Below are 10,856 nucleotides of genomic sequence, written 5' to 3'. Positions count from 1 at the left end.
CAGTGAAGTCGTTCTTTGACTTCATTGGGCGGACCGAAGCGACTCGAGGGGCTAGGCGCTGGAGCTGGACATTTCTCGAAGTGAATTTCCTTTCTTATCCCAAAATAAATAGAAAATAAAAAAACATCCGATCAGGATGTTTTTTACTTTTCACTTTCTTCCTGTGCAGCTGCCATGCCTTTTGCAGTAATTTTAAAATGCGATGCATGCCAAGCTACATTTGAATGAACAAATAGGATTGCCTGTGGGGACTCATGTTTAATATGGAACTTTTCAGCAATATGATTTGAGAGATCTCGTGAATCCTGGACTGTTAAAAAGTATAAAGTATTGCTGCCATTCTTCCCATATTTCGCGAATTCATCATAACCAGCCTGGCTGATTGGGCATGTCGTACTATGCTTTAGCATGAAGAATGTTTCTCCAGACTCTACAAGCTGATCAAATTGTTCGATTGAATCAATTTTTTGCATCATTCTACTCTCCTTCAATAAAATAAACGGTGAAGTTATCTTACCACTTCACCGTTTTTATGACAAACTTACTGATTCAATTTGCTCTCAGTATCATCGAAAGCCTTTTGCGTTTCTTCAAGCTTTTTCTGGATTTCTTCTCCTGTAGCCGTGTGTGTGCTATCCATTGTACTCGTTTCGGCCATTGATGTAGGAACCTCTTGGAGTTCTCCCTCTGTAGCAAAGTCCTCTTCTGTTGTTTGTGAAGCAGTGCCAGCATTTTGCTGATTTTTCATGTCTTTCACTTTGCTGACGATAGTCGAAGATTGCTGTGAAACAGTCTCCTTCAGTCCACTCGCTTTTTCCTTCGCTACTGAAGCAAGATCAATTCCCTTGCTCTTTAGAGTCGAAGTCTGCTCGTTTAGCGTGCCTCTAAGCTCTTTTCCAGTTTTCGGTGCAAGCAGCAGTGCTGCAAGAGCACCAGCAAGACCGCCAACAATTGCTCCTGTAACAAAGTCTCTGGAGTTGCTGCTTTCACGCATTGAACTATTCACATCGTATTGCGTGTACTGATTTTGTTCTCTGTTTACCATATCTTTCTCCACCTTTCCTTAATACCTAGCTCTTTCACGCTGTCTTACAACCATTTGTTCGCCAACCATCTGATCTTCAGTCATCTGGTGGTCAATCTGGGCTGTTTTTTTTGTCTTCCACTTTTCCTTCAATTCTAGGAATACGTTGCTCCATTGAACAACCTGTGAAATTTTATCCTTATTCTTATCAAGCTGCAGGTCAACCATGTTTTGAACATTATGGATTGACTGGTTGAAACGCTGAACAGAATTTCCGACATCCTTAACAGCATTTACAACACTGTTTAGGCTTTCTGATTTTCTGGAGATATCATCGGCCAAATTGTTTGTCTTGTGCAGAAGCTCTGTTGTTTCACGAGTCACTCCATCCAACTGCTTCTCCAGGCCATCAAGTGTGCCTGATACACTGTCTAAAGTTGTTTGTAGAGATTTCAGTGTTTTTGATAGAGAGATAACCAACACTAAAAATGCAATTGCTATTACAGCAACACTTAGATACAAAATAATTTCCACTGTTTAACACCTCCGTTAGCATATGTACATTTTACCCCGCAAAAAGCAGCGTAAACCATCTTGTCCAATAAGTATTTCAATAAAGCCTCCCCCTTTTCCTTCCTTAAAAAGAATATCTTTCTATTATGTATGTGTTCTTTCTAATCTTATATTTTTATCCATTTGGAAAACAGCACAAAATGCCCCATTTGGGGTACAATATGGTTATGTCTACTATTTTTAACCTTTAGGAGTGATTTAGTTGAAAGACCCTCGTATTCAAACACTGGCAAAGAACTTGATTAATTACTCGGTAAAACTTCAAAAGGGTGAAAAAGTCCTTATTGAAAACTTCGGCCTTCAACGCGAACTTGTCACAGCTCTTGTGAAAGAAGCGTATGCAGCAGGTGGATACCCATTCGTCTCTTTGAAGGATCACCAGGTTGACCGTGCATTACTGATGGGTGCACAAGAAGAACAATTCGATATGATCGCTGATTTTGAAGCAAATGTGATGGGCAAAATGGATGCTTATATCGGATTGCGTTCAGGCGATAACATTAATGAGCATGCAGACGTACCAGCAGATAAAATGAAGATCCACGGCAATACTGTTGGCAAGAAAGTACATAGAGACATCAGGGTTCCAAAAACAAAATGGGTTGTTCTGCGTTATCCAAATTCAGCTATGGCTCAATTAGCTAAAATGAGCACTGAGGCGTTCGAAGACTTCTATTTTAATGTCTGCAACCTGGACTACGGCAAGATGGACAAGGCAATGGACAGCCTTGCAGATTTGATGAACCGCACGGATAAAGTAAGACTTACAGGACCTGGAACCGATTTAACCTTCTCAATCAAGGATATCCCTGCAGTTAAATGTGCAGGTGAGCTTAATATTCCAGATGGAGAGGTTTACACTGCACCTGTCCGCGACTCTGTAAATGGCGTGATCACATACAATACGCCTTCCCCTTATCAAGGTTTTACTTTTGAGAATGTAAAATTAACATTTAGGGATGGCAAGATTGTTGAAGCAGAAGCAAATGACAGCGAGCGCATCAACAAGATCTTTGATACCGATGAAGGTGCCCGATTCATCGGTGAATTCGCAATTGGCGTTAATCCCTACATTCTCCATCCAATGCAGGACATCCTTTTTGATGAAAAAATTGATGGAAGCTTCCACTTCACTCCAGGCCAATGCTATGATGATGCCTTCAACGGCAACCATTCAAATATCCACTGGGATATGGTTAACATCCAGCGCCCAGAATATGGCGGCGGAGAAATCTATTTCGATGATGTCCTGATCCGTAAAGATGGACGTTTCGTGATCCCTGAATTAGAGGTATTGAACCCTGAAAATCTAAAATAAAAAAAAAGGATGCGGCCAATCGGCCGCATCCTTTTCATTTAAACAAGTAATTGTTTCTCATATGCTTCCTGGAACTTCTGGATATCTCCTGCACCCATGAATAAAATCACGCCGCTTCCATGCTCCTTAAGGATAGAGGTATCATCCTCAGCAATGATTTCAGCGCCTTCGATTTTATCTTTCAGATCGGTGATCGAAAGCTTTCCGTGTACCTCACGGGCAGATCCAAAGATCTCGCATAGATAAACTTTATCTGCTTTGTTCAGGGTTTCAGCGAATTCATTCAAAAACGCCTGGGTCCTAGTGAAAGTATGCGGCTGGAAAACAGCCACGATTTCACGGTCAGGATATTTCTGTTTGGCAGCATCAATTGTTGCCTTGATTTCAGTCGGATGGTGAGCGTAGTCATCAATGATGATTTGGTCAGCAATCTTTTTTTCCGAGAATCTTCTTTTTACACCTTCGAAGCTTTGAAGCTGATCCTGGATAACCTTCGACTCAATATTTTCATATTGGCAAAGCGCAATAACCGCAAGTGAATTTAGCACATTATGGTCCCCGTAAGACGGAATCGAGAAAGTGTCATAAAAAGTATTTCTGACAAAAACATCAAAGGTAGTCCCACTCGTCGATTTGACGATGTTCCTAGCCTGGAAATCATTTTCTTCCCCGAAGCCATAAAATACTACAGGCACCTTGGCCTGAATTTTCTGCAGCTGCTCATCATCGCCACATGCGAAAATACCCTTTTTCACCTGCCAGGACATTTCCTGGAATGCTGAAAATACATCTTCGATATTGGCAAAGTAGTCTGGATGGTCGAAATCAATATTTGTCATGATTGCATAGTCAGGAAAATAGGAAAGAAAGTGACGTCGGTATTCACATGCCTCGAACACAAAATACTGAGCGTCCCTGTCACCTTTCCCAGTGCCATCACCAATCAGGAAGGATGTAGGCTTGGCGCCTCTCATGACATGAGCCAGAAGGCCAGTGGTCGATGTCTTGCCATGCGCACCTGTGATTGCTACGCTTGTAAAATTCTGCATGAAATCGCCTAGGAACCGGTGGTACCTGATGATTGGAAGTCCGTGCTTCATCGCTTCCTGAATTTCTTCATGGGTATCCGGGTAGGCATTGCCGGCAATGATGGTCATTCCGGGCTGTATATTTTCCTTATTAAACGGAAGGATCTTTATTCCAGATTTCTCAAGGGCCACCTGGGTAAAAAAGTGCTTGTCATAATCGGAGCCCTGTACCTGATAGTCCATATCATGGAGAACTTGAGCTAGCGCACTCATTCCAGACCCCTTTATACCTACAAAATGGTAAATAGTCATATAAAGAACCTCCAACAACGTCTGTATGTAACACAGTATATGACAGATATCCTGTTTTGCTCTTTACCCCTGATCGGCCCTTCATGATCAAAAAGTCGGTCTGAAGATAAAGAGAAACAGTATGTTTTATCTATCTGCTTTAATGTATTAAATCATTATAACATCAATTTTATTAATAACACAGTTCCAATAAAAAACGTAATCCTGCGCAAAAGCACATTTTCCCTATTTTGGTACATTTAAACACTTTTAATGCAGACTGGAAGGGAATTTATCGATTAGAACTCTACTTTTTCCAGGCGCGGATTCGGCCGGAACCTTCTTCCAGATTTCGCCTGATGTTTGCCGTTCAGCATTACATTGTCACCGGTAAAGCCAATCTTTAGTTTTAAAAGGCTGCCGCCGACGCCATACATATCAACTGGTACATCATGCTTTTCAAAATCAAGGATTCTCTTTTCACTGAATCCGCCGCTTACGACAATTTTAACATGGGTAAATCCTTCATCATCTAACGCTTTTCTTAAAGCGAAGATTAATTCAGCATTAACACCCCGCGGGTCAAATGTTCCGAGAAGGTGCTCGTTTCGAAGAAAGTACTGGTCAATCATCGTCCGGGAAGTATCTACACGGACTCCCTTAAGCCTTTCCCCAAACTCCCTTGCAACTTTCAATGAATCTGTGATTGCATCATTATTATAATCTACAAGGGCAATTAAATCATCATTCGGAAAGGTTTCATGATAAGCGTGGGTAGCAGCTACGATATCTCCTTTAAAGAGCTGGATCAAAGCATGCGGCATAGTTCCCATTCCTTGTTTGCCCCACCATTCATTCATGGCATGTGTTGCCTGGGCTGTAGCACCGCCTATATAGGCTGCATATCCATCTCCAGCCTGGGTCGTATAATGGTCATCTCTGTCTCCCATGAATATGACAGGCTTTTGCTTGCCAGAATAACTTGCTGCCTTGACTACATTGTAGACGTTCGTCGAAACAGATGTCCTTCTTGCAAGGATTCCATCGATGATTCCTTCCAGATATCCAAAATTCTGGTATGGTCCTGTGATTGTCAGGACTGTTTCAAATGGAGCTATTCTTTCTCCATCCTTAAGTGAGTATATCTCCAGTTCCTCCGGATTGTCAGCAAATGTTTTTACAAGGGCAATCACTTCATCTGTCCCGCAAAGAACTGCATCATCCTTTTGGAAAAACTGCATCGTAATAATATTATCTTCGTGATATTTCTTAACAAGCTCTCTTGTCTTAAGAAAATACACAGCCGAAAACCAGCCATCCCTGATTCTTTCATCAAACTTAAAAGTATGATTTGTCAGGCGGCTGATTTTCCCCTGCATTTTCAATTCTATTTCCTTCATCCGAAAAGCTCCTTCAACATCAACCCTCAGTAGGGCTCTGGGCATCTATCCTTAGTATAAGGATATGCTAATAAAGAATACCATTAATTAATTGAATGTACTAGTATCCTGGAGCGACTCCAGGTCTGAGGCAGAAATCAACACATCCCTGGGTTTGCTTCCCCTTCCTTCAGATATGAACCCCTGCTGTTCCATCATTTCAATTAATCTGGCTGCCCGATTATAACCTATTTTAAAACGGCGCTGAACACTTGATGTAGATGCCCCGCCCTGCTCAACGACAAATTCGCAGGCTTCATAGAAAAGTTCATCTTCTTCTTCTGTAATCTGTGCTTTTTTCAGCAGCTCCTCTTGCTCAAACAAAAATTGTGGAGCACGCTGCTCTCTTGCAAATGCCACTATATCATCAATTTCATTGTCTGTCACAAAAGTACCCTGCAAGCGGAACGGTTTTGATGATCCGTTTTCAAGGAAAAGCATATCCCCACGTCCCAGCAGCTTCTCAGCTCCGCTAATATCAATAATCGTCCTTGAATCAATCTGAGACGATACTGAGAAAGCAATTCTCGTAGGTACATTGGCTTTAATCAATCCTGTAATGACATCTACGGATGGACGCTGAGTTGCAATAACCAAATGGATGCCGCAAGCACGCGCCTTTTGGGCAATCCGGCAGATTGCTTCTTCTACATCAGCAGGGGCCATCATCATCAAATCAGCCAACTCATCAATAACAATTACGATAAATGGCAGTTTTTCCGAGAATCTGCGGTGCTTGATGGCAAGCTCGTTGAAACGGTTGATATCACGTACGCCAGTATGTGCGAACAGCTCGTATCTCCGCTCCATCTCCTCTACAGCCCACTTAAGCGAAGCAGTAGCCGCCTTCACATCTGTAATGACGGGACTGACAAGATGCGGGATATTATTGTAGGGAGCCAGTTCCACCATTTTCGGATCAATCAGCAGCAGCTTCACATCATCTGGATGCGCCTTGTAAAGAAGACTCACAAGCATGGTATTGATACAAACACTCTTCCCAGATCCAGTCGCACCGGCAATTAGACCATGAGGCATTTTTTTCAAGTCAGTGACAATTGGATTTCCAGCGATGTCTAATCCAAGGGCGACCGCCAATGGCGATTCATTCTCAAGGAAGTAGTCCCCCTGTAAAATTTCACTTAATAAAACCGGTCTGCTTGAATGATTTGGAACCTCAATACCAATCGTATGCTTTCCTGGGATAGGGGCTTCAATCCTAATATCCTTTGCAGCAAGGCTTAACTTAATGTCATCTGAAAGATTTGTAATTTTATTCACTTTGACACCTGGTTCAGGCTGCACCTCAAAACGAGTAACAGAAGGCCCCTGTGTCATATTAACCACTTTTGCTCCTACATTGAAATTCCTCAACGTTTCATTCAGCATATGCTCCTGCTCTGCCAGCCATTGAGGATCAGGCTCCTTGAAAACCGGAGGGCTCAATAGATCAAGCGGCGGGAATTCATAGTCACCTGGTGCTTCTGCTTCTGTTTGGACTGCAGCTGCAACTTCATTCGTAACAGGGCCTGATGTAGCAGACTTGAATGGTTCAGCCTGGCTATTTGATATTTCAGCGGCTTGCTGTATTGGGGCTTGTTGACTGGCTAATTGCTCCATAGAAGCCGTCTGTTCAAATTCATCCAGTTTAATTTCCGAAACAGCGTTTCCAGAAATCGCCTGCTGCCTATCCGGTTCCACAAGAGATTTCTGTTCAATTACAACCGGTTGACTATTTGCTTCTGCAGGAGCAGTCTGTTCCATAGTTATTATTTCAGTATCCACTATTGCCTGACTGCTGTTTTCCTTGGACTGGTCTTTTGCAATCATTCCGGAATCATGCTGGTTCGGTACGGCTGTGGCACTCGTTTTCGATCCTTCTGTCATGAAAGAAGGATACTTTGATGATTCACGTTCTTCCCATTTCTTCCTATCCTGCTTGAGCATGATGACGTTGAATGGAAGCTGTCTAGTCCTCGGTTGTTCTGGTTGTTCTGGTTTTGGTAGTTCTGGTTCTGGTTGTTCTGGTTTTGCAGCTTCTTTATCCAAGCGTTCAGGATTAATTAGTATTTCTGCGACAGCCTGTTCATCAGATTCTTTAACAGGTTCTTCCTCAACTAGAGTGCTTTCATTTTCTCCATCAAACCCTTGTTGATTTAATGTTAATTCTTCTGTTATCACAGGAGCTTTCTGAGAAAGATTTACCTCAAATATTTTATTCAACGCTTCTGCTTCTAATTGAGATTGTTCAGCTTCAGCCTCAGTCTCAGTTTCTGCAGCCTTTTGGTCATTCTTCTTATCAGGTGCTTCTGCAAGATCTTCCATTATGTAAATATCCTGCTTGTCTGTCTCATCTGCTCTAACTGTTTTGTTATGTGCAGATTCTTCTGAAAATCCTTCGGTATGGTTTACTTCAGCAACAGGGCGAACATATTCTTCATTAATGCCAGCTTCTCCAGCTAAAGGTTCCTGATTTTGTTCAAAACCTCTAAGTTCATATTCGACCTCTTCGAAATCCTTTTTATTTTCCTGCTTTGGCTTAATAGGCGGCCTGTTATAGGCGTAAATCGGCGAAGGTATTTCAGTTGGTTTAAAAGGCTGCCTGAATTTCGGTGAACTTTCTTTTCTCGGTTCATAACGAAACTTCGCTGCTGTTTCCTTCACAGCCTCTCGCTTGAAGCTTTGAGGCTTTTCCTTAACAGTTTCCTTGCGTGGCTTTGGAGAAGCTCCCTTTAAAGGTTCACCTTCCTCCTTTACTCTCAAGGGGCCTTTCTCCTTGAAAAGCGGCTTAATTTCAGCAACAGGCTCAACTTTTTGTGAAGTGACATTTTTCTTATTCACTTTTACAGTCCCACTATGTTCGTCAGGAATCAACGGGAAACGGAACTGTCCTTTTGGATATTGGTATAATACTCTCGCTTCTACATCATTCTTTTTGTTTCGCTCTGTGTGCAAAGGCTTTTGAACAGGTTGTACCTGTTCAATATCTTCAAATTCATTATCATCATTCTGGAACATCGTGAAAATCTTTTTTATCCAACTCAATATAAATCACTCTTTCTTTCACATTTCATTACTATTTTAACAGTTAATTCGTTTTTTTCGAGATAAATTGAAAGAATGAGTATTTTTTACGAGAATAAACACAGTGGAAAATAAACTTTCGGCATATGAAATCACCCAAATAATGACAAGCCATGAACATAAAGGAAAAAAGCCCGTTATCATCGGGCTTTTGAACTAAATACTCCGTTATTCTTTTTTAGTTTTCCCCAAAATGAAGATTGGTTCTAATTCACCGTTTTCATATAGGAAGCTTAGGGCAGTAATCGGCACTCTTCCGCTCGCAAAAAAGCTCATTGTCATCTGGGCCAAAATATCATAACCTGTATTGTTTTCAACATCTGCGATAATCAAAACATCTTGATGGGGAACAGCTATCGCCATTGTCCCCTTCATCCGTTTTTTCATCTCATTCAAGAAGCTTGTATTCAAAATCCGGCTTGCATCATAACCATCATTGGTATTCAGGAAATAAAAAGTATTTTCAGCAACTCGGTCTTCTTTGAACTTCACCGATAGTGACCGGACATTAAACAAAGCTGTTTCACGTACCTGTTTGGCCGTCCAACCTTCTTTTTGCAGAAGCTTTGAATCAATCAGCCTATATGTATTCCCTAAATCAAGAGCATAGTAAATCCTCGTTTCTGCAGTGTGCTCATCATATAGGAAAGGGACACCTTCCTCTGCTTCTGCAGGAAAAGAAGTTGATCGGATCACAGGGTAAATATTTTTTTCCTTCCCGGAAAGCTCGACTTTGTTTTCCATTGCATTTAGGCCTTCTGATACGTAATAGACAACTTCATCAATTGCCTTTTCCTTTTGCTCCTGCCATTTCGCTATAATGCCTGGCAGCGCTACGGTAATTCCTCTGCCTGTATTTATATTTTCTATTCTCAGCTGGTCTTTTTCACGGTCATAGGTAAATGAGCGCTCTGGATGCTTCAGACGCTCCTCGAGCTCTTTACGCATTTTTCTGCTATCCATGAATATCCCTCCAATTCTTCAGGAGATTATGCCAATCATTTTACATGAAATTTCCCTCCACCTCAAAAGATGGAGGGAAAAAGATTAAGCCAGGCCTTCAATAAAGTTTTCGATTTCTTCCTGTGTTTTTCTGTTTTTACTTACGAACCGGCCAAGTTCCTTGCCATTATCGTAGGCAATAAAACTCGGAATTCCGAAAACATCCTGCTGGATGCAAAGATCGATGAATTCATCGCGATCCACTGAAATGAATGCATATTCCTGATACTTGCTTTCAATTTCAGGCAGGACAGGCTCAATAACACGGCAATCAGGGCACCAGTCTGCAGTAAATAAAAATATATGTTTTCCGTTGTTTTTCAACGCTTCGAATTGTTCCATCGATTCTAAATTTTTCATAGGGGCTTCCTCCTGGTAAAAATCTAACTACTTCATATATTTTAAACATGCTCAAACAAAAAAGAAACTAATCCGATTTGACTCATGGTTATTACTCAAAAAAGGAACGCTGTCAATTTGACAGCGTTCACTTAATTTTCACTGAATTAGCGATTTTCATCATAGCTTCAGCATCATTTTTCATGTTGTCTGTTTCGGTTGTCAGCTTTACCCCGCCGATCCCGACAATTAATTGATAGCGATCTTCTTTTAGTTTTTTAACCAGCATATAACCAAATTTGCCGCCTTTATTGTATGTTTCATTTACGTCCCATTTTTTTTGCTGTTTCATGGTTGATTCATAGACGACCTTGCTATCTTCTTTTTCATGCTGATTATAAAATAAAATATAAGTCCTTGATCCATTTTTAAGCAGTATATTGTTTGGTGATTCATCTTCTACTTCAATCCCAAAAGGCATATGATAATCTATATCTTTAGTACTATTATTTGTTTTCTCCGGTTTGCTTTCAAAAACACTGCCCACGGCCTCATCTGCCGCTTTCTTGTCATCAGAAAACGAGGCAGAGCAAGCTCCAAGCAGAAATACTCCTATAATAACAAGCCCAAATGACCTAATGAACTTTATCATACTTTTTTCCTCCCTGTTACGACTAAACCACTTCTTTTCTATCATACCTTTCTTGCTTATTAACTTACAAGACTTGTACAGTAAAAATTGTTGGAAAATATAACAT

10 protein-coding genes are annotated in these 10,856 nt (G+C 41.2%); 1 reads left to right on the top strand and 9 read right to left on the bottom strand.

Annotated elements, in window-relative coordinates; all coding sequences use genetic code 11:
• Window positions 1–143: 143 nt before the first annotated feature.
• From ytxJ to WB217_RS16885, 3 genes are all read right to left on the bottom strand, one after another.
• Entirely contained in the window at window positions 144–473 is a 330-nt protein-coding gene (ytxJ, locus tag WB217_RS16895; RefSeq protein ID WP_423994448.1) for a bacillithiol system redox-active protein YtxJ, read from the bottom strand.
• 68 nt (window positions 474–541) lie between these two features.
• On the bottom strand, window positions 542–1,045 hold the full coding sequence (locus WB217_RS16890; protein ID WP_423994447.1) for a YtxH domain-containing protein: 504 nt from the start codon (window positions 1,043–1,045) through the stop codon (window positions 542–544).
• An 18-nt stretch (window positions 1,046–1,063) separates the two neighbouring features.
• The gene (locus WB217_RS16885) at window positions 1,064–1,558 is read right to left on the bottom strand and encodes a DUF948 domain-containing protein (RefSeq protein WP_423994446.1); all 495 of its coding nucleotides are present in this window, start codon (window positions 1,556–1,558) and stop codon (window positions 1,064–1,066) included.
• A 241-nt stretch (window positions 1,559–1,799) separates the two neighbouring features.
• On the opposite strand from WB217_RS16885, the gene WB217_RS16880 reads away from it, so the two are divergent.
• The gene (locus WB217_RS16880; protein WP_423994445.1) at window positions 1,800–2,915 is read left to right on the top strand and encodes an aminopeptidase; all 1,116 of its coding nucleotides are present in this window, start codon (window positions 1,800–1,802) and stop codon (window positions 2,913–2,915) included.
• Window positions 2,916–2,953: 38 nt separating this feature from the next.
• Here WB217_RS16880 and murC read toward each other — a convergent pair whose 3' ends face one another.
• From murC to WB217_RS16850, 6 genes are all read right to left on the bottom strand, one after another.
• Window positions 2,954–4,255, bottom strand: coding sequence for a UDP-N-acetylmuramate--L-alanine ligase (gene murC / locus WB217_RS16875; RefSeq protein WP_423994444.1), 1,302 nt, complete (start codon window positions 4,253–4,255; stop codon window positions 2,954–2,956).
• 278 nt (window positions 4,256–4,533) lie between these two features.
• Window positions 4,534–5,634 carry a nicotinate phosphoribosyltransferase gene (locus WB217_RS16870; RefSeq protein WP_423994443.1) on the bottom strand — a complete coding sequence of 367 codons (1,101 nt, stop codon included), beginning with the start codon at window positions 5,632–5,634 and terminating at the stop codon, window positions 4,534–4,536.
• A gap of 87 nt (window positions 5,635–5,721) precedes the next feature.
• Window positions 5,722–8,718, bottom strand: a complete 2,997-nt coding sequence (locus WB217_RS16865) for a DNA translocase FtsK (RefSeq protein WP_423994442.1) — start codon at window positions 8,716–8,718, stop codon at window positions 5,722–5,724.
• Between the two features lie 207 nt (window positions 8,719–8,925).
• On the bottom strand, window positions 8,926–9,720 hold the full coding sequence (locus WB217_RS16860) for a DUF1444 domain-containing protein (RefSeq protein ID WP_423994441.1): 795 nt from the start codon (window positions 9,718–9,720) through the stop codon (window positions 8,926–8,928).
• Between the two features lie 84 nt (window positions 9,721–9,804).
• Window positions 9,805–10,119 (bottom strand): thioredoxin family protein, encoded by a 315-nt coding sequence (locus WB217_RS16855; protein WP_423994440.1) that lies wholly within the window; start codon window positions 10,117–10,119, stop codon window positions 9,805–9,807.
• A 127-nt stretch (window positions 10,120–10,246) separates the two neighbouring features.
• Window positions 10,247–10,750, bottom strand: coding sequence for a hypothetical protein (locus WB217_RS16850; protein ID WP_423994439.1), 504 nt, complete (start codon window positions 10,748–10,750; stop codon window positions 10,247–10,249).
• Between the last annotated feature and the right edge of the window lie 106 nt (window positions 10,751–10,856).

The sequence above is a fragment of the Mesobacillus sp. genome (genome assembly GCF_049588175.1).
GTDB lineage: Bacteria > Bacillota > Bacilli > Bacillales > Cytobacillaceae > Mesobacillus.
The sequence above is the reverse complement of the archived record's forward strand: the minus strand, read 5'-3'. Positions and strand labels throughout refer to the sequence as shown.

Excerpts from the sequence above, each read along its gene's own strand:
- WB217_RS16850 (WP_423994439.1), bottom strand. The coding sequence starts at position 10,750 with ATGATAAAGTTCATTAGGTCATTTGGGCTTGTTATTATAGGAGTATTT.
- murC (WP_423994444.1), bottom strand. The coding sequence starts at position 4,255 with ATGACTATTTACCATTTTGTAGGTATAAAGGGGTCTGGAATGAGTGCG.
- ytxJ (WP_423994448.1), bottom strand. The coding sequence starts at position 473 with ATGCAAAAAATTGATTCAATCGAACAATTTGATCAGCTTGTAGAGTCT.
- WB217_RS16855 (WP_423994440.1), bottom strand. The coding sequence starts at position 10,119 with ATGAAAAATTTAGAATCGATGGAACAATTCGAAGCGTTGAAAAACAAC.
- WB217_RS16890 (WP_423994447.1), bottom strand. The coding sequence starts at position 1,045 with ATGGTAAACAGAGAACAAAATCAGTACACGCAATACGATGTGAATAGT.
- WB217_RS16860 (WP_423994441.1), bottom strand. The coding sequence starts at position 9,720 with ATGGATAGCAGAAAAATGCGTAAAGAGCTCGAGGAGCGTCTGAAGCAT.
- WB217_RS16870 (WP_423994443.1), bottom strand. The coding sequence starts at position 5,634 with ATGAAGGAAATAGAATTGAAAATGCAGGGGAAAATCAGCCGCCTGACA.